Genomic DNA, 26,163 nt, shown 5'->3' on the forward strand with positions numbered 1-26,163 from the left:
GGAAGTGTGGGTCGCGGCGGATGCGATCCTGGAGTGGGACGAAAACGGGACCGGTCGCGAGGACACGGTCGGTGTCGGTGTGCGAGTGAGACGAGGGAACAGGGCTTGAGCAGCAACTTTGCGGAGAAGACGTTCACGGATCCGTCCAGGATCCGGAACTTCTGCATCATCGCGCACATCGACCACGGCAAGTCCACCCTCGCCGACCGGATGTTGCAGCTCACCGGTGTCGTCGAGGAACGCGCGATGCGCGCGCAGTACCTCGACCGGATGGACATCGAGCGTGAGCGCGGCATCACCATCAAGGCGCAGAACGTGCGGCTGCCCTGGAAGGTCGGCGACGAAGAGTTCGTCATGCACCTGATCGACACGCCGGGCCACGTCGACTTCACCTACGAGGTCTCCCGCGCGCTCGAGGCGTGCGAGGGCGCGGTACTGCTCGTCGACGCGGCGCAGGGCATCGAGGCGCAGACCCTCGCGAACCTGTACCTGGCGCTGGACAAGGACCTGACGATCATCCCGGTCCTCAACAAGATCGACCTGCCCGCGGCCGACCCCGATCGGTACGCCGCGGAGATCGCCAACATCATCGGCTGCGAGCCCGGCGACGTGCTGCGGGTGTCCGGCAAGACCGGCGTGGGCGTGGCGGAACTGCTCGACGAGGTGATCCGTCAGGTACCGCCGCCCGTAGGCGATCCGGACGCGCCGGCCCGGGCCATGATCTTCGACTCGGTGTACGACACCTACCGCGGTGTGGTGACCTACGTCCGCGTCGTCGACGGCAAGATCGTGCCGCGCGAGAAGATCAAGATGATGTCGACCGGCGCGACCCACGAACTGCTCGAGGTCGGCATCGTCTCGCCCGAGCCGAAGGCGACGACCGGGCTCGGCGTCGGCGAGGTCGGCTATCTCATCACCGGCGTGAAGGACGTGCGCCAGTCCAAGGTCGGTGACACCGTGACCACGGCGCGCGGCGGTGCGGTCGAGCCGCTCACCGGCTACCGCGAGCCGCGGCCGATGGTCTACTCGGGCCTGTACCCGGTGGACGGCTCGGACTACCCGGACCTGCGCGATGCCCTCGACAAGCTGCAGCTCAACGACGCCGCGCTCACCTACGAGCCGGAAACGTCCGTCGCTCTCGGCTTCGGGTTCCGCTGCGGCTTCCTCGGTCTGCTGCACATGGAGATCACCCGCGAACGTCTCGAACGTGAATTCGGACTGGACCTGATCTCGACGGCACCGAACGTCGTGTACCGGGTCGTCCTCGAGGGCGGCCAGGAACACATCGTCACCAACCCGTCGTACTGGCCCGAGGGCAAGGCCCGCGAGATCTACGAGCCGATCGTCAAGTGCACGATCATCTCGCCGAGCGAGTTCATCGGCTCGATCATGGAGCTGTGCCAGAGCCGGCGCGGCGAGCTCGGCGGCATGGACTACCTGTCCGAGACCCGCGTGGAGCTGCGGTACACGCTGCCGATGGCGGAGATCATCTTCGACTTCTTCGACTCGCTCAAGTCCCGGACCCGCGGCTATGCGAGCCTCGACTACGAGGAGGCCGGCGAGCAGGAAGCGGCGCTGGTGAAGGTGGACATCCTGCTGCAGGGCGAGGCGGTCGACGCGTTCAGTGCGATCGTGCACAAGGACGCCGCCGCGGCGTACGGCAACAAGATGACCACCAAGTTGCGGGAGCTGATTCCGCGGCAGCAGTTCGAGGTGCCGATCCAGGCCGCGATCGGATCGAAGATCATTGCGCGCGAGAACATTCGCGCCATCCGCAAGGACGTGCTCGCCAAGTGCTACGGCGGTGACATCAGCCGCAAGCGCAAGCTGCTCGAGAAGCAGAAGGAAGGCAAGAAGCGCATGAAGACGATCGGTCGCGTCGACGTGCCGCAGGAGGCGTTCGTGGCGGCGCTGTCGTCCGAGGCTGCCTCGGACAAGCCCAAGAAGTAGGGCCACCGGAAGGAACCCCGTGCTCGACACCTGGCTCACCCGTGAACTCGGAATCACCGTCCCACTGGTCGGGGCACCCATGGGCGGACGGGCCGGGGGGGCCCTGGCCGGCGAGGTCACCCGGGCAGGAGGTCTGGGCCTGATCGGCGCGGCCCGCTACAACACCGCCGAGTGGCTCGAGGCCGAGGCCCGCACCGCACGAGAGATCGGCGGAGGCCTGCTCGGGTTCGGACTGATGACGTGGTCGCTGGCCGACGACGACTCGCTCCTCGGTGCGGTCCTCGCCCTGCGGCCGCGTGTGGTGTCGCTGTCCTTCGGTGATCCCGCGCCCTACGTGCGGCGGGTGCACGACGCGGGCGCACTGGCGATCTCGCAGATCAACACGATCGACGACCTGCGCATCGTCGAGGCCGCGGGAGTCGACGCGGTCGTCGCGCAGGGGCACGAGGCGGGCGGGCACACCGGACGGGTCGGCACGTTGCCGCTGCTGCAGGAGGTTCTCGAGTCGACGTCGCTGCCGGTGCTCGCCGCCGGCGGAATCGCGTCGGGACGTGGTCTGGCGGCTGTGCTCGCGGCCGGTGCCGAGGGTGCGTTCGTCGGCACCGCGCTGCTGGCCAGCCCGGAGACGGTCGGCCCGGCCTACGCCCGGGAGAAGCTCATCGCCGCGGGCAGCGCCGACACCGTGTACACCGACGTGTTCGACAAGGCGCGGCACCAGCCGTGGCCGCAGCGCTGGGGTGGTCGTGCGCTCGCCAACGACTTCACCGCGACCTGGCACGGTCGCGGTGCGGACGAGCAGACGATCGCGGACGCGTACACCGGCGACGATCCGGACATCGGGGTCGTGTACGCGGGGGAGGCCGCGGGGCTGGTCCGCGAGCAGCGTCCGGCCGGGGACGTGATCCGGGGCATCGCGGCGCAGGCCGAGTCGCTGCTCTCGCGATTCCGATAGCTCTACCCAGAAGCCGGTTACTCAAGGTAGCCTTCCCTAAATTCTTGGGAGGGGTGTCATGAGGATCCGATTCGCACTTGCCGCTGCCGCCGCGGCGACCGCACTGGTCGCCGGCTGCTCGAGCGACGACGGCACGACCGAGTCGACGTCGGGAGAATCCGTCACCGTCGAGCACGTCTTCGGCAGCACGACGATCGACGGCACCCCGGAGCGCATCGTCGCCACGTCCGGTCAATGGGTCGACGCACTGATCGAATTCGGGGTCCAGCCGGTCGCGTACCTCAGCGCCGGCAGCATGGGCGACGAGCGCGGCCTGTTCCCCTGGCAGCAGAACGTCGCCGCCGACGCGATCGCACTCGACGACACCGCCCTCCTGACCGGGGGTGATCTGCCCGTCGAGGAGATCGCATCCCTGCAACCCGACCTGGTCCTCGGATCGTGGCTGGTCGATTCGGAAACCGACTTCGACACGCTGTCCGCGGTCGCGCCGACGGTCGCCCCGCTGAGCGAGACCGGGGTCGACCGCTGGGACGACCAGGTTCGCGTCCTCGGCGAAATCCTCGGGCGCAGCGACGATGCGGAGACGATCATCGCCGACCGCGAAGCCGAAATCGCGGCCGCCGCACTGCCCGGACTCGCCGGCCGGACCGGCGTGCTGTCGCAGTACATGTTCGGCCAGGGACAGTTCGTCGTCGTCGCGGACCCGAACGACGGCGCCGCCGCGCTGTTCGAGCAACTCGGCATGACGCTGCCGCCCTCGCTCGTGGAGGAGGCGGGTATCAGCCAGGGCCGGCTGATGTTCAGCCCCGAGCGGGTCGATGCGCTCGTCGCGGACCTGCTGATCATCCTGCCGAACGGCGGGACCGAACAGGATCTGCTGGCGCTGCCCGGTTTCTCCGGCCTGCCCGCGGTCACCGGGGGCGGCTTGGCCGTCGTCGACTACCCGACGGTCGCCGCGTTCAACACCCCCTCGTCGCTGTCCATCGGCTACGCCCTCGACACGATCCGGCCGCAACTCGAGGCGATCGCCGGCGCCTGAGCCGGCCGTGCGATCAGGACGGGTGAAGGTGGGCCGGGTGGAACGCGCCGGTCTCGATCTGCTCCTCCGCACGGATGACGTGTACCACCGCGTTGATCTGGGCCAGGTGAGTGAACGCCTGCGGAAAGTTCCCCAGGTGCCGGCCGGTGTGCGGATCGATCTCCTCGGCGTAGAGCTTGAGGGGACTGGCGAACCCGAGCAGCCGGTCGCACAGCGCGCGGGCACGCAGGACCTCCCCGATCTCGACCAGCGCCGACACCAGCCAGAACGAACAGATCGTGAAGGTGCCCTCCTCGCCGGACAGGCCGTCGTCCGTGGTCTCGACCCGGTAGCGCAACACCAGACCGTCCTCGGTGAGTTCGTCGGCGATCGCCAGGACCGTCGCGCGGACCCGCGGGTCGTCGGCGGGCAGGAACCGTAACAACGGAATCAGCAGGGCCGACGCGTCCAGCGACGGATGACCGTACCGCTGGGTGAAGACTCCGCGTTCGTCGACGCCGTGCGCGAGAATGTCCGCCTTGATCTCGTCGGCCGTCTTCTGCCTCTGCGTCGCATAGCTCTTCTCGCCCTGCATCGCAGCGAGTTTCGCGCCGCGATCGAGCGCAACCCAGCACATCACCTTCGACGAGACGAAATGCTGGGGTTCGCCGCGGACCTCCCAGATTCCCCGGTCCGGCTCCCGCCAGTGCTTCAGCGCCTCCTCCACCTGGCGCTTGAGCAACGGCCACAGTGAATCGGGGACGTGCTCACGGGATTTGACGTGGAGGTACACCGAATCGAGCATCGTTCCCCAGATGTCGTGCTGGGACTGGTGGTAGGCGCCGTTGCCGATGCGCACCGGTCTGGCCTCGTCGTACCCGCACAGATGCAGGAGTTCGGACTCCTCGAGGGTCCGTTCCCCACCGACCCCGTACATCACCTGCAGCGGGCGGGGGACACCGTGCTCGTCGCGGCTCGCGTCGGAGATGAACGAGAAGAAGTCGTCGGCCTCGCGGTCGAGTCCCAATGTGTACAGGCCCCACAGCGCGAACGTCGAATCACGAACCCACGCATAGCGGTAGTCCCAGTTCCGCTCGCCGCGAGGAGTTTCCGGCAGCGAGGTCGTCGACGCCGCCAGCAGAGCCCCGGTCGGCGCATATGTCAGGCCCTTCAAGGTCAGTGCGCTGCGCTGCAGATAGCCACGCCACGGATGGTCCGGGAATCGTCCCGTGGTGATCCACTCGCGCCAGAAGTCCGCTGTCCCCGACATTTTCGCAGCAGCCTCCGCGAAGGTCGTCGGAGCGGGATTGTCGGACCACGACAGGGCCACGAACACGCTGTCACCCTTGTACATCCGGGTGCGGGCACGCGCCTCACGACCCTCGAGGCCGAGACGCAGATCGGTGGTCAGCCGCAACTCCGGATGCGAGCCCGCGACCTCCGGGCGACACCGCGCGGTCGCCTCCTCGTACACCTTGCCGGTGTACTCCCACATCGCGGATTCCCGGTTGTAGTCGAACGCCGGTTCGCAGCTCATCTCGAACTCCACGGTGCCGCTCACACAGCGGACCGTGCGCAGCAGCACGTGCTCGGCATCCCAGTCCGGCGGCGTCCGGCGATGCGTGCGCGACCGCTCGTCGACGGCGTGCCAGGGCCCCATCACCAGTGCGTCGCGCACGACGATCCAGCCGGTCTCGGTCTGCCAGGTGGTCTCGAGGATCAGCCCACCCGGAAGATATCGGCGCGCGGCGGGAACGGTGTGGCCGTGCGGCCCGATCCGGAAATGCCCGGCGCTGCGGTCGAGGATCGATCCGAACACGCTCGGGGAATCCGGCCGGGGCACACACATCCACTCCACGGCACCGTTGCGGGCGATCAGGCAGGTCGTCTCGCAGTCCGAGAGGAACGCGTAGTCGTCGATCGGGGGATACGGGCTGCGGTGCAGCGCCGGCAGCGGGCGGTCGGCGGGATCGGGGTCGTCGAAGTCGATCGTGGGTCCCATCACCCCATGATCGGTCCGGCGCGGTCCTCGCGCACGGCGAACGACGGAGGATTCGGTGGCCCGGAGCCCGCCGTCTAAGGTGAAGACGTGGACCGGATGGCATCGTGGTGGGACGGGTTCGAGCTGTGGCTCGCCGGACTGTCGTTCGTGCCGCAGGCCGCCCTGGTACTGCTCGTGATGGTGCCGCTGTGCGCAGGCGCGGCCTGGCTGCTCGACCGCGTCCTGGCAACGGTGTTCGCGGCCGTCGGGCGCCGTGAATCGGGCGCACCGGCACCGGCCCCGACCGACCCGACGACGAAGGACTGCTGAATATGCCGCGCTCACGCGTGACCCTGGCGCTGATCGCACTGCTCGCAATCGTCGTCGTTGCTTGGCTTCTCACCCGCTGAACGCCGGGTCGGGGGAGGCGGTCCGCTCTGCTAGAGTCTGCGGCGTGTCCGCAACCACCCTGCCCCGCGTGCGCCACCAGCTGGCGCTGATCGCTGTCGGCAGCCTGGCGGTTGCCGACGTCAGCTGTTGTCGCTGATCGATCCTTCCCGACCCGCGGCGTCGCCGCATCGGTCTCCGGGCAACTTCGATCGATTCTCCGTGCGTCGTTCCCCGGTTACGGCCGGGCGCCTCGGGCAGCGCGCACGGAGCCTTCCGGTGCCGATTTCCGCGGGTCCCCATCCCGTACACCGTTCCTGTAGGAAGGCCCCGTTCCATGAAGAAACGTTCTGCCCTCGTCTTCGCAGCCCTCGCGGCGGCCACCGCGACCGTGCTGTCCGCCTGCTCGGGAGGCGCGAGCGACACCGTCGGCGGCGACGACAGCGCGGCGGACGGCTCCGGCGGCACCGTCAACCTGTACGCCTACGCGGTCCCGAAGCCCGGCTTCGACCTGCTCATCCCCGCGTTCAACGGCACCGAGGCGGGTGAAGGCGTCGCCTTCCAGCAGTCCTACGGTGCCTCCGGCGACCAGTCCCGCAAGGTCAAGGACGGTGCGGCGGCGGACTTCGTCAACTTCTCCGTCGAGCCCGACATCACCCGGCTCGTCGACGCGGGCCTGGTCGACCCGGACTGGAACACCGGCGCCTACAACGGCATTCCGTTCGGTTCGGTGGTGACCATCGTCGTCCGCGAGGGTAACCCGAAGGGCATCGAGGATTGGGACGACCTGCTCCAGCCGGGTCTCGAGGTCGTGACCCCCAACCCGTTCAGCTCCGGATCGGCCAAGTGGAACCTGCTCGCGCCGTACGCCGCGAAGAGCGAGGGCGGCGCCAACCCGCAGGCCGGACTGGACTTCGTGAACACGCTGGTGACCGAGCACGTCAAGATCCAGCCGAAGTCCGGGCGCGAAGCGACCGAGGCGTTCCTGCAGGGTTCCGGTGACGTCCTGCTCAGCTACGAGAACGAGGCCCTGTTCGCCGAACGCAACGGCGATCCCGTCGAACACGTCACCCCGCCCGTCACGTTCAAGATCGAGAACCCGGCCGCGGTGCTGACGAACTCGCCCAACGCGGAGAAGGCCCAGGCGTTCAACGACTTCCTGTACACCACCGAAGGACAGCGTCTGTGGGCGCAGGCCGGATTCCGCCCCGTCGATCCCGCCGTCGCGGAAGAGTTCGCCGCCGACTTCCCGCAGCCGCAGAAGCTGTGGACCATCGCCGACCTCGGCGGCTGGTCGACCGTCGATGCCGACCTGTTCAAGCAGGGCACCGGCTCGATCGCTGTGATCTACGACAACGCCACGAAGTAGGCCCCATCCCGTGAGTACCACCGAGACACGCCCCGGGGCAGGAGCATCGGCTCCCGCCCCGGCGGCGCGCCGCCGCAAGCCGCTGTTCGCGTTCACCGGAACGGTCGGCCCACTCGGCATCGGCGTCGCCACCCTGTGGCTGAGCATCATCGTCCTGCTGCCGCTCGCGGCGCTGACCACCCACGCGTTCGCCGACGGGATCTCCGGCTTCGTCGACGCCGTCACGGCTCCCGCCGCGCTCGCCACCCTGCGGGTGACCGTCGTCGTGTCCGTCGTCGTCGCGCTGATCAACGCGGTGATGGGCACGCTCATCGCCTGGGTGCTGGTCCGCGACGAGTTCCCGGGGAAGAAAGTGGTCAACGCGCTGATCGATCTGCCGTTCGCGCTGCCCACCATCGTCGCGAGCATCGTGCTGTTGTCGCTGTACGGGCCGATGAGCCCGATCGGCCTGCACCTGAACGCAACCCAGCCCGGCCTGATCGTCGCCCTGGCGTTCGTGACGTTGCCGTTCGTGGTGCGCGCCGTGCAACCGGTCCTGATCGAAACCGATCGGGAGGTCGAGGAGGCCGCGGCATCGCTCGGTGCCGACAACTTCACCATCTTCCGCTCCGTCGTCCTGCCGACGCTCGGCCCCGCGATCCTCAGCGGTGCCGGCCTCGCGTTCGCCCGCGCGATCGGCGAATACGGATCGATCGTGCTCATCGGCGGCAACATTCCGTACAAGACGCAGATGGCGTCCCAGTACATCCAGCAGCAGATCGAGATCGACCGTCCCGTCAACGCCGCCGCCGTGTCGGTGGCTCTGCTGCTCATCGCGTTCGTTGCGCTGTTCGTGCTGCGGGTCGTCGCGAGCCGCGGGCGGCGCCGAGAGGAGAACGACGAGTGAAGCTCTCCCCGTTCACCCGGATCTCGCTGCGCACCGTCGCCCTGGCCTACCTGTTCCTCCTGCTGATCGTGCCGATCGGGGTCATCCTGTACCGCACGTTCGAGAACGGCATCATGGCGTTCGTCGAGTCGATCAGCACCCCGGCCGCGATCTCGGCACTGAACCTGTCGCTGCTCATCGTCGTGATCGTGGTGCCCCTCAACGTGGTGTTCGGCATCGTCGTCGCGCTCGCGCTCGTGCGCGGCCGCTTCCCGGGGCGTGGCCTGCTGCAGTCGGTCGTGGACCTGCCGTTCGCCGTGTCACCGATCGTCGTCGGTGTCGCTCTGATCATGCTGTGGGGTGCCGGCGGCTGGTTCGGTGGCCTCGAGTCCCTCGGCTTCAAGGTGATCTTCGGTCTGCCCGGCATGGTGATCGCCACGATCTTCGTGACGTTGCCGTTCGTCGTGCGCGAGGTCGAACCGGTTCTGCACGAGATCGGTGAGGAACAGGAACAGGCCGCCGCGACCCTCGGTGCGAACGCCTGGCAGACGTTCTGGCGGATCACGTTGCCGGCGATCCGCTGGGGTCTGACCTACGGCATCGTGCTCACCGTCGCGCGTGCTCTCGGCGAGTTCGGTGCCGTCATCATGGTCTCGTCCGGGTTCCCCGGTGTGTCCCAGACGCTGACGCTGCTGGTGCACGCCCGGTACATCGACGACCACAACACCTTCGGCGCCTACAGTGCCGCGACCCTGCTCATGGCCATCGCGGTGCTCGTGCTGCTGCTGATGACCCTGCTCGACCGCAAGAGGAGTGCCGACAAATGATCACCGTCACCGGGGCCCGCAAGAACTACGGGGATTTCGCGGCGCTCGACGACGTCGACATCGAGATTCCGTCCGGGTCGCTGACCGCGCTGCTCGGGCCGTCCGGGTCCGGCAAGTCCACGCTGCTGCGGTCGATCGCGGGCCTCGAGACCCTCGACGCCGGCACCGTGCGGATCGCCGGCAAGGACGTCACCGACGTGACGCCGCAGAAGCGTGACATCGGCTTCGTGTTCCAGCACTACGCGGCGTTCAAGCACATGACGGTGCGGGAGAACGTCGCGTTCGGGTTGAAGATCCGCAAACGGCCGAAAGCCGAGATCGACAAGAAGGTCGGGGAGCTGCTCGAGATCGTCGGGCTCGACGGATTCCAGCAGCGCTATCCGGCGCAGCTGTCCGGTGGTCAGCGTCAGCGCATGGCCCTGGCCCGCGCACTCGCCGTCGATCCCCAGGTGCTGCTGCTCGACGAGCCGTTCGGTGCGCTCGACGCGAAGGTTCGCGCCGACCTGCGCACCTGGCTGCGCCGGCTGCACGACGAGGTGCACGTGACGACCGTACTGGTCACACACGACCAGGAGGAAGCGCTCGACATCGCCGACCGGATCGCAGTGCTCAACCGCGGCCGCATCGAGCAGATCGGAACCCCCGAGGATCTCTACGACCGTCCCGACAACGACTTCGTGATGTCGTTCCTCGGCAACGTGTCCAAGCTCAACGGGCAGCTCGTGCGACCCCACGACATCCGGCTCGGCCGCACCCCCGAGCTCGCGGAGGCACGCAACGAGGGCACCGCCGAGTCGCTCGGAATCACCCGCGCGACCGTGGAGCGAGTCGTGCATCTCGGCTTCGAGGTGCGGGTGGAATTGCACAACGAGGCCACCGGCGAGTCGTTCACCGCGCAGGTCACCCGCGGTGACGCGCAGGCCTTGGGCCTGCGCGCCGGCGAAACCGTCTACGCCCGCGCGACCCGGGCACCCGCCTTGCCGGAAGAGGTTGTGGTGACCGGCGTCTGACATCCGCCGGCCGGTCCTGCCCGCCCGCGGTGTGTCAGTCCCCGCGGGCGATCAGGACCGGGCACAGCGCGTGGTGCAGCAACGACTGGCTGGTGGAGCCGAGCACCGCGGCGGTCATCGGACTGCGGCCGTGACTGCCGACGACGACCAGCTGCGACCGCGAAGAATGCTCGAGCAGAGCCTCTTCCGGTTTGCCGCGCTCGACGCTGTGGCTCACCTCGACGTCGGGATAGCGACTCTGCCATCCGGCGAGGCTCTCGGACACCAGTGCCGTCTGCTGTTTCACGTAGTCGTCCCACTCGATGAACCGGGAACCCTCCCCGTACGTCAGGGTCGACTGCTCGGTCCAGCTGTGGACCGCGATCAGCGGGGCACCGATGAACGAAGCGAATTCGAAGGCGTGCTCGATCGCCCTGGTGCTGAGTTCGCTGCCGTCCACGCCGACGACGACGGGACGGCCGTTGACGGCCTCGGGCGCCGGTTTGCCGCGCCACGACACGACGGGGCACTTGGCATGATTGGATGTGTACACGACGTCGGAGCCCCGGAACATCGACTGCATCTCGCTCGTCGTCAGATGCCCCAGCACGATCATGCGGGCCGTACCGGACCTCTCGACGAGCACCTTCTGCGGAGTGCCGTGTTCGACGCTGCGCTCGATCTCGACTCCGCCCGGCCCGTCCCGCACCGAGGTCTCGGCGGCGTCGAGGAGCTCGTCGGCGGTGCCGTCCCCGGACCGCCCGTTCGCCTGCACGTGCAGCAGATGGAGAGGTTCGCCGAACCGTTGCGCGACGGACGCCGCCCAGCGCGCTGCACCGAGCGCACTGTCCGACCCGTCGATGCCCGCCACGATTCCGCGTCTGGTCGATGCTGTGCTCATGGTGGTGACTCCTTGGCCTCCCGTCCAGTGTGAGCCAGATCGCACGATCTTGTCAGCATTCGCGTGCCCGCGGCGGGGTCAGTCGCCGACGGCGTGCTTCCCCCGTTGGACGATCTTCGGATCGGGATCGAACACCACCTGACAGTCCTTGTCCTCGTAGTCGAAGCGGTTGAGGAAATGCCGCATCGCATTGATACGCGCGCGCTTCTTGTCGTTCGACTTGATCGTCGTCCACGGCGCGTGGTCGGAGTCCGTGCGGCGGAACATCTCCTCCTTGGCGTCGGTGTACCGGTCCCACTTGTCCAGCGACTCGAGGTCCATGCTCGACAGCTTCCAGCGGCGGACCGGATCGAGCTGCCGGATCGCGAACCGGGTGCGCTGCTCGTTGCGGGTCACCGAGAACCAGAACTTGGTCAGGCTGATCCCGGCGTCGACGACGAGCTGCTCGAACAGCGGCACCTGGGTCATGAACCGTTCGTACTCGTCGTCGGTGCAGAACCCCATGACCCGTTCGACTCCGGCGCGGTTGTACCAGGACCGGTCGAACAGCACGAGCTCACCGGCAGTGGGGAAGTGCTCGATGTACCGCTGCAGGTACCACTGACCGCTCTCGCGTTCGGACGGCTTGCTCAGCGCCACCACCCGCGCGTGCCGCACGTTGATGTACTCCTGGAAACGTTTGATCGTCCCGCCCTTACCGGCGGCGTCGCGGCCCTCGAACACGATGATGTGCTTGGAACCGTTCTCGAGCGACCACGCCTGGAACTTCAGCAGTTCGATCTGCAGCAGGTACTTCTCGACCTCGTAGGTCGCGCGGTCCATGCGGTGGTCGTACGGATAGTTCTCCCGCCACGTGTCGACGGCCCGCCCGTCGATGTCGATGAGATCGGGATCTTCCCCGTGGTCGTCGCGCACCGAGAACCCGTCGGTGCGGAGCCTGTCGATGTAGTGACGCAGTTCGTTCTGCACGGGAGTCTCCTGGTCCTCGGCGCAACGTGACAAACGGCATCCGTTGTAGCGGTTGCAGATGAACCAGAGTAGAACGACCCGGGGCCGGGCGTGGTCAGGCGCTGCGCAGCAACCTCGTGGAGGTGGCGAGCGCGTCGAGGCACCGTCGCTCGACGACCCGGCCGACGACGTCGCCTGCCGCCAGGGGAGCGGCGAACCGGACGTCGGGGAAGGCGGATCGCGCGGCGTCGCACACGCGGTCCCACAGCAGGCCGGGAGCGAGCATCCACGGCGCGACGACGAGCCGTCGGGCCCCACCCTCGTGGAGTTCGGTGAGGGCGCCGACGACATCGGGGGTGGACGTCGCGAAGCACGCTCGCACGCGCGTCCACGACGTGCCGTCGAGCAGACGCGGAGCGACGGCGGCGGTCGCGGCGTCGGCGCCGTCCCGTCGTGAACCGACCGCGCACATGGCGATTCCCACGGACGGGTCGAGGGGCGAGAGGCCGGCGGCTGCCACGGCGTTCCGTGCCGCCGCGACCAGCAGCGGATCGTCGCCGAGGATGTCGGTGCGGATCACCTCGAGGTGTGGGTGCCGGACCCGGGCCTCGGCGAGAATGCCGGGCAGATCCACGCGGGCGTGGAATGCGCTGCCCAGCAACAGCGGAACGACGACGACGCGACGGTGTCCTTCGGCGGCGACGGCGTCGACGGCCTGCCCCACCGACGGTGCGTTGAGATCGAGGAATGCCAGACGGATGTCCCAGTCGGGTCGCCCGGCCCGCAACACCGTCAGCGCGGCAGCCATGGCCTGCGCGGAACGCGGGTCACGGCTGCCGTGCGCGACGGCGATCACCGGGATCATGCCGGGACGCGGTCCCCGAGCTCGATCTGTGACAGGCCGTTGCCGACCAGGCCGGCGGCGAGCGTGTTCCCGCCCGCCGGATCGATGAGCAGGAAGCTGCCGGTGCGGCGGTTGACGGTGTAGTCGTCGGCGGCGACGGGCTCGGCGACGCGCAGCGAGATACGGGCGATCTCGTTGAGCTCCAACGTTTCCGGGTTGGACACCGACGTCAGGTTCTGCTCGTCGAAACGCTCCTCGAGCGTGCCGACGATCGCCTGCGTCGTGCGGGTGCCGTGCTTGAGCAGCAGCCGTGCGCCGGGACGCAGCGGCTTCTCGGCGAGCCAGCACACCGTCGCCTCGAACTCACCGATCGGCTCGGGGGCGCCCTCGGGTGCGGCGATGACGTCGCCGCGGGAGACGTCGACGTCGTCGGCGAGGATCAGCGTGACCGAGCGACCCGCGTGCGCGACGTCGAGTTCGCCGTCCGCGGTGTCGATGCGCTCGACGGTGGTGCGGACACCCGACGGCAGGACGACGATCTCGTCACCGGGACGCACCGAACCGGAGGCGATCTGGCCGGCGTAGCCGCGGTAGTCCGGGTACTCGGCGGTGCGGGGGCGGATCACGTACTGGACCGCGAAGCGCAGGCCGGACTCGTGACGGCCGTGCACGTCGGCGTCGACGGGGACGGACTCGAGGTGCTCGATGAGCGTCGGCCCGTCGTAGAACGGGGTGTTCTCGGAGCGGGTCGCCACGTTGTCGCCGTGCAGCGCGGAGACCGGAATCTCCTGCACGTCCTCGGGAGCCCAGCCGAGCGACGAGGTCAGCTCGTTGAACTCGGCGGAGATCTGCGCGAACACCGCGGCCGGATCCTCCACGAGGTCGATCTTGTTCACCGCGAGCACCAGCTTCGGCACACCGAGCAGCGCGAGGACGGCGGCGTGCTTGCGGGTCTGCGAGATCACGCCCTTGCGGGCGTCGACGAGCAGCACCACGAGCTGCGCGGTGGACGCGCCGGAGACCGTGTTGCGCGTGTACTGGACGTGACCCGGGGTGTCGGCGAGCACGAAGCTGCGCTTCGGGGTCGCGAAGTACCGGTAGGCGACGTCGATGGTGATGCCCTGTTCGCGTTCGGCGCGCAGGCCGTCGACGAGCAGCGACAGGTCGGGGGTGTCGAGGCCCTTGTCGACCGAGGCGCGGGTGACCGCGTCGATCTGGTCGGCCAGGACGGACTTGGTGTCGTACAGCAGCCGGCCCACCAGGGTGGACTTGCCGTCGTCGACGCTGCCCGCAGTTGCGAGGCGCAGGAGCTGTGACGCGCTCATGATCAGAAGTAGCCCTCTCGCTTGCGGTCTTCCATGGCCGCTTCGGAAACTCGGTCGTCGCCCCGGGTGGCGCCGCGCTCGGTCAGCCGCGACGCCGCGACCTCGGCGAGGATCTCCTCGTTGGTGGCGGCCTCGGACAGGATCGCGCCGGTGGTGGAGCCGTCGCCGACGGTGCGGTACCGCACCGAACGGGTCTCGAGCTCCTCGCCGTCGGCGGGGCCGCCCCACACGCCGGGGGTCATCCACATGCCGTCGCGCCGGTACACCGGACGCTGGTGCGCGTAGTAGATGCTCGCGAGCTCGACGTCGTCGCGGGCGATGTACCGCCAGATGTCGAGTTCGGTGAAGTTGCTGAGCGGGAACACCCGGACGTGCTCGCCGGGGGCGTGCCTGCCGTTGTACAGGTTCCACAGCTCGGGGCGCTGGCGCTTGGGATCCCACTGGCCGAATGCGTTGCGCAGCGAGAAGATCCGCTCCTTGGCGCGGGAGCGTTCCTCGTCGCGTCGGCCGCCGCCGAACACCGCGTCGAAGCGGTTCTCGGTGATGGCGTCGAGCAGCGGGACGGTCTGCAGCGGGTTGCGGATGCCGTCGGGACGCTCGGTGAGGCGCCCGTCGGCGAGATAGTCCTCGACCTTCGCGACGTGCAGTCGCAGGCCGTACTTCTCGACGACGTGGTCGCGGAACGCCAGAACCTCGGGCAGGTTGTGCCCGGTGTCGACGTGCAGCAGCGCGAACGGCAGCGGCGCGGGCCAGAAGGCCTTGAGCGCCAGGTGCAGCAGAACCGTCGAGTCCTTGCCGCCGGAGAACAGGATCACCGGACGCTCGAACTCGCCCGCGACCTCCCGGAAGACGTGGATCGCCTCCGATTCGAGCGCGTCGAGGGTGTCGAACTTGTTGCCGTCCAACTTGATTCGGGATTCCGAGAGGTTCGTGTCGATGAGTGTCATGAGGAGTGCAACCCGCATTCGGTCTTGGCTCGGCCGGCCCACCGTCCGCTGCGCGGATCGGCTCCGGGAAGTGGTTTGACGGTGCAGGGGGCGCATCCGATGGACGGATAGCCCTCGTCGACCAGGGGATTGACGAGAATCCCGTGCTCGTCGATGTAGTTCTGCATGTCCTCGTCCGACCACGCGGCGATCGGATTGATCTTCACCAATCCGAACGCCTCGTCGAACGAGATGAGCGGCGCGTTGGCTCGCGTCGGGGCCTCGACCCGGCGGATGCCGGTGACCCACGCCCGGTAACCCTTCAGGGTTTCGGTCAGCGGCACGACCTTGCGCAACCGGCAGCACTCGTTCGGATCCCGCGAGAACAGATCCTTGCCGAGCAGGTCGTCCTGCTCGGCCACCGAGTGGGCCGCCTTCGCCTCGACGAGATTCGCCCCGTACACCTGGGTGACGGCGTCCCGGGTGCCGAGCGTCTCGGCGAAGTGGTAGCCGGTGTCGAGGAACAGCACGTCCACGCCCGGACGAACCTGCGTGGCGAGATGCACGAGCACCCCGTCCTGCATGTTCGACGCGACGACGTAGCCGCTGCGGTCGCCGCTCACTGCGGAACCGAAGGTCTCCTCGGTCCAGTGCAGCAATTCCAGTGCCGAGGCGCCCTCGAGGCTTGCCGCCCCCTGCGCGGCGAGGGTTCGAAGGTCCTCGGTGGTCTCTGTGGTGGTCATCGCAGGTCCGCCTCTTCTGCACGCACGGCCCACTGGGCGAACCGTTCGCCCTCGGACCGCTGTTTGACGAAGTTGCGCACTACACGCTCGATGTAGTCGCCGAGTTCGGTGCTGTTCACCTTGTGCTGGCGCAGTTTCCGGCCGAAACCGCTGTCGAGGCCGAGGCTGCCGCCGAGGTGGACCTGATAGCCCTCCACCTGGTTTCCGTCGCCGTCGTCGACCAGCTGGCCTTTGAAGCCGATGTCCGCGATCTGGGACCGGCCGCACGAGTTGGGGCAACCGTTGATGTTGATGGTGATCGGCACGTCGAGTTGCGCGTTGATGTCCGCGAGCCGCTCCTCGAGTTCCGGCGCGAGCACCTGGGAACGCTTGCGGGTCTCGACGAACGACAGCTTGCAGAACTCGATGCCGCTGCACGCCAGCAGGTTCCGGCGCCACGCGGACGGGCGGGCCTGCAGGCCGAGGGGTTCGAGTTCGGCGATCAGCTCGTCGACCTTGTCGTCGGCGACGTCGAGGACGATCAGCTTCTGGTAGGGCGTGAAGCGGACCCGGTCCGAGCCGATGCGCTCGACGGCGTCGGCGACCTTCGTCAGGATGGTCCCGGACACGCGGCCCGCGATCGGGGAGAAGCCGACCGAGTTGAGGCCGTTGCGCAGCTTCTGGACGCCGACGTGGTCGATCGGTCGGGCCGGCTGCTCCGGTGCGGGACCGTCGACGAGCTTGCGCTTCAGGTACTCGGTCTCGAGAACCTCCCGGAACTTCTCGATGCCCCAGTCCTTGATGAGGAACTTCAGGCGCGCCTTCGACCGCAGCCGTCGGTAGCCGTAGTCGCGGAACACGGCGACGACGCCTTCCCAGACGTCCGGCACCTCGTCGAGCGGAACCCACGCACCGACCCGCTGCGCGAGCATCGGGTTGGTGGACAGCCCGCCACCGACCCACAGATCGAAACCGGGGCCGTGCTCGGGGTGGTGCACGCCGACGAACGCGACGTCGTTGATCTCGTGCACGACGTCCTGCTGGCCGGAGATCGCGGTCTTGAACTTGCGCGGCAGGTTCGAGTACTGCGGGTCGCCGATGTAGCGACGGACGATCTCGTCGATCGCCGGGGTCGCGTCGACGACCTCGTCGAGGGACTCACCGGCGAGCGGGGACCCGAGAACGACGCGCGGGCAGTCGCCGCACGCCTCGGTGGTCTTCAGCCCGACCGATTCGAGACGGCGCCAGATCTCCGGCACGTTCTCGACCTCGATCCAGTGGTACTGGACGTTCTGCCGGTCGGACAGGTCGGCGGTGTCGCGGCCGAACTCCGTGGAGATGGTGCCGATGGTGCGCAGCTGCTCGGCGTTGAGGGCGCCGCCGTCGCAGCGCACCCGCATCATGAAGTACTTCGCCTCGAGCAGATCGAGGTTCTCGTCACCGGTGTAGGTGCCGTCGTAACCCTGCTCGCGCTGGGTGTACAGGCCCCACCAGCGGAACCGGCCGCGCAGGTCGGACTTGTCGATGCTGTCGAAACCCTGGTGCGCGTAGATGTCCTCGATACGACGGCGCACGTTGAGCGGATTGTCGTCCTTCTTCGCCTGCTCGTTGGCGTTGAGCGGCTCGCGGTAACCGAGAGCCCACTGGCCTTCGGCGCGGCGCTTGGCCGGCCGGGCCGCCCGCGGCCGGGCGGGCGCGGCGGGTTCTCCGGCGGGGGAGACGTCGGTGGTCGACGACATGCGGGGACTCCTGGGATTTGCGACGGACCGGGTCGGGAGCGTCGAGGTGGGCTGTACCTCGCGCAGACACGCCTCGACCCGGCAGGATCTGGGGGATTGCCGGGATGGTGCCGACTGGCTACGGGTGGTGACTACCGACAGTCGGCGCAGGAACAGGCGGCACAAGCCTGACAGCAGGACGCGCAGACGCGCTTGAAGTCGACGTGGCGGCGAGCCACGAGTCGCACTCCGAGTCCGGTCATGGCGACCATTGTGCCATGTCACGGGGGCGAATCCGAATCCTGGACGGTATTTCCACCCGAATCGCGGGAAATACCGAGGTCATCGCCCCACGGCCGCGTGGCGCCTCTTCCGGCTCTGGAACACTGGACGCTGTGAGTGAGACGAGAACGGGCAACGGAACCGGGACCGACGACGGATTCGAACTCCCGGTCGCGGCACGTACCGGAGTCGGCAGCCGGCCGTTCGGTGTGTACGTGCACGTGCCCTTCTGCGCGACCCGGTGCGGCTACTGCGATTTCAACACCTACACCGCGGGGGAACTCGGGTCGTCGGCGTCACCACAGTCCTGGCTCGACGGTCTGCGCCGAGAACTCGACATCGCCGCGAGCGTGCTCGGCGCACCCGCCGCGGACACCGTCTTCGTCGGGGGCGGCACCCCGTCGCTGCTCGGAGCGGACGGTCTCGCCGACGTGCTCGACGCGGTCCGGTCGAGCTTCGGCCTCGCCGCCGGCGCCGAGGTGACCACCGAATCCAACCCCGAATCGACCGGACCCGAGTTCTTCACCCGGATCCGCGCGGCCGGCTACACCCGTGTGTCGCTGGGCATGCAGTCCGCCGCGTCGCACGTGCTCGCCGTGCTCGATCGCACCCACACGCCGGGGCGGCCGGTCGCGGCGGCCCGCGAGGCGCGCACCGCCGGGTTCGACCATGTCAACCTCGACCTCATCTACGGAACCCCCGGGGAACGCGACGAGGACCTCGACCGATCGCTCGACGCCGTGCTCGCCGCCGGTGTCGACCACGTGTCGGCGTATGCGCTGATCGTCGAGGACGGCACCGCCCTCGCCCGGCGGGTACGTCGCGGCGAACTGCCCGCGCCCGACGACGACGTGCTCGCCGCCCGGTACGAACGCATCGACTCGCGCCTCGAAGCCGCCGGACTCACCTGGTACGAAGTGTCCAACTGGGCACGTGCCGGCGATCCGTCCGCGCGCTGCGCACACAACCTCGGGTATTGGGACGGCGGGGACTGGTGGGGCGCCGGACCCGGCGCACACAGCCACGTCGGCGGGGTCCGCTGGTGGAATGTCAAACACCCCGCCCGCTACGCCGACACACTCGCGCAGGGACGGCTCCCCGTCGGCGGCAGCGAGCAGCTCACCGCCGCCGACACCCACACCGAACTCGTGATGCTCACCGTGCGTCTGCGTAGCGGCCTGCCGTGGGCGGCGCTCGAGCCGTCGGAGCGCGATGCCGCGCGGACCGTCGTCGCGGACGGACTCGCCGACCTGCACGACGATCGTCTGGTCCTCACCGACCGCGGCCGGCTCCTCGCCGACGCGGTGGTCCGCTCGATCCTGGTCTAGCGGCGTTCCTGGTCTAGCGGCGTTCGTCGGACAGGTCCGTGTCGAGATCCACCCAGTTCACCTCGGCGCTGGGAACCTCGGCGCTCGGGCCGAGTTCACCGCCCGGACTCAGCGCGTCGTAGTCGAACACCCGCGCGTGCAGGACGATGCGGTTCCGCAGCGCCGACCTCACCGCGCGATGCAGGCCGTCCTCCAGATACAGCACGCCCTGCCACTGCACCGCGTGGGGGAACAGATCGCCGTAGAACGTGGAATCCTCCGACAGCAACCGATCGAGCTCGAGAACCTTCGTGGTGGTGACGATCTCGTCCAGCCGGACCTGCCGCGGTGGGATCCGAGACCAGTCGCGCAGCGACAGGCCGTGATCGGGATACGGTTTGCCGTCCCGGACACCCTTGAAAATCATGAGCTCACAGTACGTGGGACCCGCGCGTGCGCCGTGCCCTCGGGCCGCGGCGCCGCGGCGACTAGACTGGATCGACGAGGCACACAGCGCGCGGCGCCGCGTGCGGGATGCGCGTGGGCGTGAATCCGCGAGCGTGGCGGCAGAGACGGAGGTGGGCGGGGATGTCGAGCACCGAGGAACGGCGATTCCAGGTGTTGCGCGCGATCGTTGCGGACTACGTGTCCACCAAGGAACCGATCGGCTCCAAGACGCTCGTCGAGCGGCACAACCTCGGCGTGTCCAGTGCGACCGTTCGCAACGACATGGCCGTGCTCGAGGCAGAGGGCTACATCACGCAGCCGCACACCAGCTCGGGCCGGGTACCCACCGACAAGGGGTACCGGCAGTTCGTCGACCGGATCGCCGACGTCAAGCCGCTCTCGAGCGCCGAACGCCGCGCGATCCTGCAGTTCCTCGAATCCGGGGTGGACCTCGACGACGTGCTGCGTCGCGGGGTGCGGTTGCTCGCGCAGCTGACCCGGCAGGTCGCGGTCGTGCAGTATCCGACGCTGTCGGCGTCGTCGGTGCGCCATCTCGAGGTCGTCGCGCTGACCCCGGCGCGGCTGCTGCTGGTGCTGATCACCGATTCGGGCCGGGTCGACCAGCGCATCGTCGAACTCGGCGACGTCGTCGACGACGACGATCTGTCGCGCCTGCGCGACCTGTTCGGCACGGCACTGGCAGGCAAGCGGCTCGCCGCGGCGTCGATCGCCGTGTCGGAGCTGGCCGAGGAGGCCCCCGACGACCTGCGCGACGCGGTGATCCGCTGCGCGACGGTGCTGGTGGAGACTCTCGTCGAACATCCCGAGGACCGGCTCGTTCTCGGGGGTACCGCGAACCTGACCCGCAACGCCGCCGACTTCGACGTGCAGGCGGGGGTACCCGGTTCGCTGCGTGCCGTCCTCGAGGCACTCGAGGAACAGGTCGTCGTCCTCAAATTGCTCACGGCCAGCCAGGACGCCGGCCGTGTCACCGTCCGCATCGGCGAGGAGACGCAGGTCGCGGAGATGCGCGGAACGTCGGTGGTGTCCACCGGCTACGGCACCGCCGGTACCGTATTCGGCGGACTCGGTGTGCTGGGTCCCACCCGGATGGACTATCCGGGAACCATCGCGTCGGTCGCGGCCGTTGCGAGATACATCGGCGAGGTGCTCGGCGAACGCTGAGCGCCGTCCAAATCTGTGTAGAGAAGTAAGGACGAGAACCTAACGTGGCACGGGACTACTACGGGACGCTCGGCGTGTCCAAGAACGCGACCGACCAGGAGATCAAGCGTGCGTACCGCAAGCTGGCACGCGAACATCACCCGGACGTGAACCCGGACGAGTCGGCGCAGAAGCGCTTCCAGGAGATCTCCGCGGCGTACGAGGTGCTGTCGGATCCGGAGAAGCGGCGCATCGTCGACCTGGGCGGCGACCCGCTGGCGTCGGGCGGCGGCGCCGGGGCCGGCGGCTTCGGCGGCGCCGGTTTCGGTGGCCTCGGCGACGTGTTCGAGGCGTTCTTCGGTGGCGGCGCTGGTGGAGGCGCGCGGGGCCCGCGTGGTCGCGTGCAGCCCGGCGCCGATTCGCTGCTGCGCACGCGGCTGACGCTCGACGAGTGCGCGACCGGGGTCACCAAGACGATCACCGTCGACACCGCGATCCTGTGCGACAGCTGCACCGGCTCGGGCACGAACGGCGATTCGAAGCCGGTCCTGTGCGAGACCTGCGGCGGTGCCGGCGAGGTCCAGTCCGTGCAGCGGTCGTTCCTCGGTCAGGTCATGACGTCCCGGCCGTGCCCGACCTGCCGCGGTGCCGGTGAGACCATCCCGGACCCGTGCCGCAAGTGCGGCGGCGACGGCCGCGTGCGTTCGCGCCGCGACATCACCGTCAAGGTGCCGGCCGGTGTCGGCAACGGCATGCGCATCCGGCTCGCCGCGCAGGGTGAGGTCGGACCCGGCGGTGGTCCCGCCGGCGACCTGTACGTCGAGGTGATCGAGCAGCAGCACGACGTGTTCGTCCGCGACGGCGACGATCTGCACTGCACCATCCGCGTGCCGATGGTCGACGCGGCGCTGGGCACCACCGTCACGTTCGACACGATCCTCGACGGTCCCACCGAGATCACCGTGGACGCCGGCACCCAGCCCGGGTCGGTGTCGGTGCTGCGCGGGCACGGCATGCCGAAGTTGCGGTCGGGCACCCGCGGGGACCTGCACGCCCATCTCGAGGTGGTCGTGCCTTCCAAGCTCGACCACAAGCAGACCAAGCTGCTCGAGGATCTGCGCCGCCACAACGAGCGCGACCGCGCCGAGGTCGTGTCCAACAACTCGCAGCACTCCGGGGGCCTGTTCTCCCGGTTGCGCGACGCGTTCAGCGCCCGCTAGGCAGCGCCGGTGGCCGCGACCCTGTTCTATCTGGATCCGCTGCCCGGCGCCGGTGAGGTGGCCGTGCTCGACGGGAAGGAAGGCCGGCACGCCGCGACGGTCCGGCGCATCTCGGTCGGGGAGCGGCTCGTGCTGTCCGACGGTCGCGGCGGTGTCGCCGACGTCGAGGTGAGCGCAGTCGCCAAGGACCGGCTCGAGGCGACGGTCCTGGAACGCCGGGAACTGGCCGCGCCGTCGCCCTCGGTGACCGTGGTGCAGGCGCTGCCCAAATCGGAGCGCTCGGAGCTGGCCGTCGAACTCGCGACCGAAGCCGGCGCGGACGCGTTCGTGCCGTGGCAGGCGGCGCGGTGCGTCGCCCGCTGGGACGGACCGAAGGCCGGCAAGGGCGTGGCCCGCTGGCAGGCCGTCGCCGTCGCGGCGGCCAAGCAGTCGCGCCGGCCGCACATACCCGACGTCGCGCCGCTGACCCGCACCGCCGGCGTCGTCGCGCTGGTGCGTGAGACGGTCGCGCGGGGCGGGGTCGTCGCGGTGCTCCACGAGTCGGCAACCACGCCCTTCGCGTCGTTGCCGCTCGCGGATGCCCCCGAGCTGGTGCTGGTCGTCGGACCCGAGGGCGGGCTGGACGACAGCGAGGTCGCGGCGTTGACGGAGGCAGGCGCGACGCCGGTGCTGCTCGGCCCGACGGTGTTGCGCACGTCGACGGCCGCCGCGGTGGCGCTCGGCGCGGTCGGCGTCCTGTCCGGTCGCTGGGGCGCACGTCCGCTCGACTAGCGTTTCGTTCATGTCGCGTACCCGCATCGCCTACGGCCCCGAGCCGGAACAGTTCGGTCATCTCTACCTTCCGGACGGTGCGGCCGGAGAACGGCCGGTGCCGGTGGTGATGGTGATCCACGGCGGGTACTGGAGCGGCAACTACCACCTCAATCTCGGGACGCCTCTCGCGACGGAACTGGCCCGGCGCGGCGTCGCCGCCTGGAACATCGAGTACCGCCGTCTCGGCGCGGGCGGCCGGTGGCCGGAGATGTCCGCAGACGTCGTCGCCGCGCTCGAGGCGACCGCGACGCTGGTGTCGGAGCGTGCCCGCGCCGCGGGCGTCGAACTCGACCCGACGCAGGTGCGGGTCGTCGGGCACTCGGCCGGCGGGCAGCTCGCGGTGTGGCTCGCCGGTGAGGACACGGCGGTGCGCCCGTCGCTCGTGGTCGGTCAGGCCGCCGCGCTGGACCTGGCGTCGGCGGGCGAACGGGGCAGGCGCGTCGACTACCTCGAGGATCTGTTCGGGCAACCGTTCGAGGAGAACCCGCAGCTGTATCGCTCGGCGTCGCCGCGGCACCGGTTGCCGATCGGACGGCCGATCGTGCTGGTGCACGGTTCCGAGGACGAGCAGGTGCCCGCCAAGATCGCCGCGCGCTATACCGAGGCCGCTCGCGAGGCGGGTGACGACGTGGCCCTGCACGTCGTCCACGGTGAGGACCACTTCGCGTTCCTGAACAAGGACAGCGGCTGCTGGAACCTTTCGCTGGATCTGCTGCTCGCGCGGGTCTGACGCGATCGCGGGGGCAGGATCAGCGCGACCGCGACGGTGCCCACCGCCAACGCGACACCGCCGACCAGTGCGGCATCGACGATCGCGTGGGCGAACGCCGCGCTCGACGACTCCAGCAGCGGCTGGGCGTAGGACTTCGCGAACGGGTTCGCGGCCAGTTCCTCCGCGACGATCGCGGCGCCACCGACGGAGTCGCCGGCGGCTTCGAGCGCGAGTGCCGCCTGGTCGGCCAGGTCGCCGGTGAGGTTGTTCAGCGGCAGTCCGGACAGGAATCCGGCGATCTCGTCGTGGTACGAGGTCGCCAGGACCGAGCCCAGCAGCGCGATGCCGAGCGAGCCGCCGAACTCGACGGCCGTGTCGTTCAGGCCGCCCGCCGCACCGAGATCGGTGTCGGGGAAGCCACCCATGATCAGGTCGGTCGCCGGTGGCGTCGCGAGGCCGATGCCGAGGCCGACGAGCAGCAGCGACGCCAGGAAGATGCCGTAGCCGGAGTCCGGCTCGAGAGCGGCGAGCAGCAGCATCCCGGTGGACGTCGCGACCATGCCGCAGGACACGAGGATGCGCGCGCCGAATCGCGGAACGAGGCGACCGCTCGAGGCCGCACCGATCGATACCGACGCCGCGAGCGGCAGCAGGCGCAGGCCGGTCTCGAGCGGTCCGTAGCCGAGCACGAACTGGAACTGCTGCGCGACGAAGTAGATGAGTCCGAAGGTCGCGAAGAACAGCAGCAGCACCGCGATGCACGCCCCGCCGACCGCGCGGTCGGCCACCCGCCGCAGGTTCAGCAGGGGCTGCGGATGCCGCAACTCCCAGAGGACGAAGGCAACCGCGGCGACGACCGAGGCGCCGAGCGCGCCGAGAGCCGGGGCGCTCCAACCGAAGTGGAAGCCGTCGATGATCGCGTAGACGATGCCGCCGACGGTGACCACCGACAGGACGCCGCCGATCCAGTCGATGCGGGTGAGGCCGTCGGCCTTCGATGCGGGCACCAGGACGAGCGCAGCGACCGCGGCGAACGCGGCGATGGGAACGTTGATCAGGAATGTCGATCCCCACGCGTGGCTCTCGAGGAGCCAACCGGCCAGCAGCGGCCCGAGCGCGATGGCGAGACCCGACGTCGCGGCCCACGCGGCGATGGCGCGGGCGCGCTCGCCCGCGGGGAACATGGCCACGAGCAGGGACAGGGTCGCGGGCATGATCACCGCGGCGCCGATGCCCATGACGATGCGCGCGACGATCACGGAGGTCGCGGTGTCGGCGAGACTCCCGGCGACGGCGCCGCCTGCGAAGATCGCCAGGCCGGTCAGGAGCGCGGCTCGGCGGCCGTAGCGGTCGCCGAGCACGCCGCACAGCAGCATCAGCGCCGCGTAGGGAACGGTGTAGCCGTCGATGATCCACTGCAGGTCGGCGCTGGTGAGCGCGAGTTCGCGGAGCATGCTCGGTGCCGCGACGATCAGCGCGGTGTTGGCCATCACGACGATCAGCAGGCTCAGGCACAGCACTGCCAGGCCGGCCCAGCGGCGCGGATAGGGCGGTACGGGTGTGGCCTCCGGGTGGCCGGCGACTGTCGTCATGAACCTCTCCTCGGGGTGTTTTCGGAGCCAGGTGATTCGGGACACCAATTGCACAACAGTGTGCAACTTAAGTTTCTGCACACGGGTGTGCAACTAAACTTGATCGAGGTCACAGAAGTCCGGCAGGAGAGGTGGGTGCAGCGTGCAGGATCCGGTCGCGCAACCGGGCGCGAGTTCGCGCGTTCCACCGGTGAGGAACCGGACGAACGCGAACCGCCGGCGCATCCTCGACGCGGCGATGGACTGCTTCGCGGCCGACCCCGACGCGAGCATGGACGACGTCGCGCGGGCCGCGGGCGTGGTCCGCCGCACCGTCTACGCGCACTTCCCGAACCGGGACGCCCTCGTCGACGGCATCGCGGCCGACGCCGCCGCGGAACTGGCAGCCGCAGTGGACCTGGCCGAGCCGGAGGGTCCCGACCTGGCACTTGCGGTCGGTGCGCTGCGCACCTGGCCGGTGGGGGACCGGTTCCGGTTGCTGCTGTCCTTCGCCCGCAAGGAGGTGGGCGAGCAGTGCATCGCCGATCTCGTCGCCCCCGTGCGCACCCGCACGCTCGACGTCGTCGAACGCGGACGCGCCGCGGGGATCTTCGCCGGCTACCTGCCCTCGGTGGTGCTGGTCGGGATGATGGAGGGCCTGACCATGGCCACCCTCGAACAGGCCAATCTCGGCCTCGTCCGCGACTCCGGCGAGAGCATCGCGCTCGGTGCTCTCGTGCTGGCCGGGGTCACCCCGGAGCGTGCCGCGGAGGTGGTCGAACAGGCGCGAAGCTGGCTGCGCGACCACGCCGGGGACCCGGCCGCGGGAGTAATGCGGTGAATGTCCCTGCTGTCCGGCGCTAGACTGGCACGCACGCGACGACCGTCGTGTGGGAGCTGAATCGAAAGCAGGCCGTACCGTCCA

The 26,163-nt window shown here is 69.2% G+C and carries 24 protein-coding genes and 1 pseudogene; 15 read left to right on the forward strand and 10 right to left on the reverse strand.

Annotated features, from left to right (window positions below; genetic code table 11):
• The first annotated feature begins 105 nt into the window (after positions 1 to 105).
• Genes lepA through A8G15_RS12815 form a run of 3 tightly spaced genes read left to right on the forward strand, consistent with a single transcriptional unit; the run spans position 106 to position 3,941 of the window.
• Positions 106 to 1,950, forward strand: a complete 1,845-nt coding sequence (gene lepA, locus A8G15_RS12805) for a translation elongation factor 4 (RefSeq protein ID WP_068159669.1) — start codon at positions 106 to 108, stop codon at positions 1,948 to 1,950.
• Between the two features lie 19 nt (positions 1,951 to 1,969).
• The gene (locus A8G15_RS12810) at positions 1,970 to 2,902 is read left to right on the forward strand and encodes an NAD(P)H-dependent flavin oxidoreductase (protein WP_068159671.1); all 933 of its coding nucleotides are present in this window, start codon (positions 1,970 to 1,972) and stop codon (positions 2,900 to 2,902) included.
• 58 nt (positions 2,903 to 2,960) lie between these two features.
• Complete coding sequence (locus A8G15_RS12815; RefSeq protein ID WP_082899858.1) at positions 2,961 to 3,941, forward strand: ABC transporter substrate-binding protein; 981 nt, start codon at positions 2,961 to 2,963, stop codon at positions 3,939 to 3,941.
• 13 nt (positions 3,942 to 3,954) lie between these two features.
• Here A8G15_RS12815 and A8G15_RS12820 read toward each other — a convergent pair whose 3' ends face one another.
• A complete protein-coding gene (locus A8G15_RS12820; protein ID WP_068159673.1) occupies positions 3,955 to 5,922 on the reverse strand; it encodes a glycoside hydrolase family 15 protein in 1,968 nt (655 codons plus the stop codon).
• Positions 5,923 to 6,009: 87 nt separating this feature from the next.
• On the opposite strand from A8G15_RS12820, the gene A8G15_RS12825 reads away from it, so the two are divergent.
• The 6 genes from A8G15_RS12825 to A8G15_RS12845 all read left to right on the forward strand — a co-directional run bounded on the left by A8G15_RS12825 (position 6,010) and on the right by A8G15_RS12845 (position 10,359).
• A complete protein-coding gene (locus A8G15_RS12825) occupies positions 6,010 to 6,231 on the forward strand; it encodes a hypothetical protein (RefSeq protein ID WP_068159676.1) in 222 nt (73 codons plus the stop codon).
• A gap of 124 nt (positions 6,232 to 6,355) precedes the next feature.
• Positions 6,356 to 6,448: an Ms4533A family Cys-rich leader peptide gene (locus A8G15_RS32365; RefSeq protein WP_342671574.1), complete on the forward strand. Its 93-nt coding sequence runs from the start codon at positions 6,356 to 6,358 to the stop codon at positions 6,446 to 6,448.
• Positions 6,449 to 6,625: 177 nt separating this feature from the next.
• On the forward strand, positions 6,626 to 7,657 hold the full coding sequence (locus A8G15_RS12830; protein ID WP_068159681.1) for a sulfate ABC transporter substrate-binding protein: 1,032 nt from the start codon (positions 6,626 to 6,628) through the stop codon (positions 7,655 to 7,657).
• Positions 7,658 to 7,667: 10 nt separating this feature from the next.
• Positions 7,668 to 8,543 (forward strand): sulfate ABC transporter permease subunit CysT, encoded by an 876-nt coding sequence (gene cysT, locus A8G15_RS12835; protein ID WP_068159683.1) that lies wholly within the window; start codon positions 7,668 to 7,670, stop codon positions 8,541 to 8,543.
• Entirely contained in the window at positions 8,540 to 9,349 is an 810-nt protein-coding gene (gene cysW / locus A8G15_RS12840; protein WP_068159686.1) for a sulfate ABC transporter permease subunit CysW, read from the forward strand. Before cysT ends, cysW begins: the two co-directional genes overlap by 4 nt.
• Positions 9,346 to 10,359, forward strand: a complete 1,014-nt coding sequence (locus A8G15_RS12845; RefSeq protein ID WP_068159689.1) for a sulfate/molybdate ABC transporter ATP-binding protein — start codon at positions 9,346 to 9,348, stop codon at positions 10,357 to 10,359. Before cysW ends, A8G15_RS12845 begins: the two co-directional genes overlap by 4 nt.
• 34 nt (positions 10,360 to 10,393) lie before the next feature.
• Here the strand turns inward: A8G15_RS12845 and A8G15_RS12850 are convergent, their stop codons facing one another.
• The 7 genes from A8G15_RS12850 to A8G15_RS12880 all read right to left on the reverse strand — a co-directional run bounded on the left by A8G15_RS12850 (position 10,394) and on the right by A8G15_RS12880 (position 17,743).
• A complete protein-coding gene (locus tag A8G15_RS12850) occupies positions 10,394 to 11,239 on the reverse strand; it encodes a universal stress protein (protein ID WP_068159693.1) in 846 nt (281 codons plus the stop codon).
• Between the two features lie 78 nt (positions 11,240 to 11,317).
• Complete coding sequence (ppk2, locus tag A8G15_RS12855) at positions 11,318 to 12,208, reverse strand: polyphosphate kinase 2 (RefSeq protein WP_068159696.1); 891 nt, start codon at positions 12,206 to 12,208, stop codon at positions 11,318 to 11,320.
• A 94-nt stretch (positions 12,209 to 12,302) separates the two neighbouring features.
• Positions 12,303 to 13,052 carry a sirohydrochlorin chelatase gene (locus A8G15_RS12860; protein ID WP_068159699.1) on the reverse strand — a complete coding sequence of 250 codons (750 nt, stop codon included), beginning with the start codon at positions 13,050 to 13,052 and terminating at the stop codon, positions 12,303 to 12,305.
• Positions 13,049 to 14,356 carry a sulfate adenylyltransferase subunit 1 gene (locus A8G15_RS12865; RefSeq protein ID WP_068159702.1) on the reverse strand — a complete coding sequence of 436 codons (1,308 nt, stop codon included), beginning with the start codon at positions 14,354 to 14,356 and terminating at the stop codon, positions 13,049 to 13,051. The genes A8G15_RS12860 and A8G15_RS12865 overlap by 4 nt, the downstream gene beginning before the upstream one ends.
• Positions 14,357 to 14,358: 2 nt before the next feature.
• The gene (gene cysD, locus A8G15_RS12870; protein ID WP_068159706.1) at positions 14,359 to 15,303 is read right to left on the reverse strand and encodes a sulfate adenylyltransferase subunit CysD; all 945 of its coding nucleotides are present in this window, start codon (positions 15,301 to 15,303) and stop codon (positions 14,359 to 14,361) included.
• Complete coding sequence (locus tag A8G15_RS12875; protein WP_068159710.1) at positions 15,300 to 16,025, reverse strand: phosphoadenylyl-sulfate reductase; 726 nt, start codon at positions 16,023 to 16,025, stop codon at positions 15,300 to 15,302. Before A8G15_RS12875 ends, cysD begins: the two co-directional genes overlap by 4 nt.
• Positions 16,022 to 17,743, reverse strand: coding sequence for a nitrite/sulfite reductase (locus A8G15_RS12880; protein ID WP_068159714.1), 1,722 nt, complete (start codon positions 17,741 to 17,743; stop codon positions 16,022 to 16,024). The genes A8G15_RS12875 and A8G15_RS12880 overlap by 4 nt, the downstream gene beginning before the upstream one ends.
• Positions 17,744 to 18,108: 365 nt before the next feature.
• On the opposite strand from A8G15_RS12880, the gene hemW reads away from it, so the two are divergent.
• Positions 18,109 to 19,332, forward strand: coding sequence for a radical SAM family heme chaperone HemW (gene hemW, locus A8G15_RS12885; protein WP_425415090.1), 1,224 nt, complete (start codon positions 18,109 to 18,111; stop codon positions 19,330 to 19,332).
• A gap of 13 nt (positions 19,333 to 19,345) precedes the next feature.
• On the opposite strand, the gene A8G15_RS12890 is transcribed toward hemW, so the two are convergent.
• On the reverse strand, positions 19,346 to 19,738 hold the full coding sequence (locus A8G15_RS12890) for a type II toxin-antitoxin system VapB family antitoxin (protein ID WP_068159719.1): 393 nt from the start codon (positions 19,736 to 19,738) through the stop codon (positions 19,346 to 19,348).
• A 161-nt stretch (positions 19,739 to 19,899) separates the two neighbouring features.
• Between A8G15_RS12890 and hrcA the strand changes: the two genes are divergently transcribed.
• From hrcA to A8G15_RS12910, 4 genes are read left to right on the forward strand one after another with little or no spacing between them, the layout of a single operon-like run.
• The gene (gene hrcA, locus A8G15_RS12895) at positions 19,900 to 20,943 is read left to right on the forward strand and encodes a heat-inducible transcriptional repressor HrcA (RefSeq protein WP_068159722.1); all 1,044 of its coding nucleotides are present in this window, start codon (positions 19,900 to 19,902) and stop codon (positions 20,941 to 20,943) included.
• Between the two features lie 44 nt (positions 20,944 to 20,987).
• Entirely contained in the window at positions 20,988 to 22,142 is a 1,155-nt protein-coding gene (gene dnaJ, locus A8G15_RS12900) for a molecular chaperone DnaJ (protein WP_068159726.1), read from the forward strand.
• Between the two features lie 9 nt (positions 22,143 to 22,151).
• Positions 22,152 to 22,913 carry a 16S rRNA (uracil(1498)-N(3))-methyltransferase gene (locus A8G15_RS12905; RefSeq protein ID WP_068159730.1) on the forward strand — a complete coding sequence of 254 codons (762 nt, stop codon included), beginning with the start codon at positions 22,152 to 22,154 and terminating at the stop codon, positions 22,911 to 22,913.
• A gap of 10 nt (positions 22,914 to 22,923) precedes the next feature.
• A complete protein-coding gene (locus tag A8G15_RS12910) occupies positions 22,924 to 23,685 on the forward strand; it encodes an alpha/beta hydrolase family protein (RefSeq protein ID WP_068159734.1) in 762 nt (253 codons plus the stop codon).
• Positions 23,686 to 23,690: 5 nt separating this feature from the next.
• Here the strand turns inward: A8G15_RS12910 and A8G15_RS12915 are convergent.
• Positions 23,691 to 25,259: pseudogene (locus tag A8G15_RS12915) on the reverse strand (MFS transporter); the annotation flags it as partial.
• A gap of 190 nt (positions 25,260 to 25,449) precedes the next feature.
• Between A8G15_RS12915 and A8G15_RS12920 the strand changes: the two are divergent.
• Positions 25,450 to 26,079: a TetR/AcrR family transcriptional regulator gene (locus A8G15_RS12920; protein ID WP_281180649.1), complete on the forward strand. Its 630-nt coding sequence runs from the start codon at positions 25,450 to 25,452 to the stop codon at positions 26,077 to 26,079.
• Positions 26,080 to 26,163 lie beyond the last annotated feature (84 nt).

The organism is Rhodococcus phenolicus, from assembly GCF_001646785.1.
Lineage (GTDB): Bacteria > Actinomycetota > Actinomycetes > Mycobacteriales > Mycobacteriaceae > Rhodococcus > Rhodococcus phenolicus.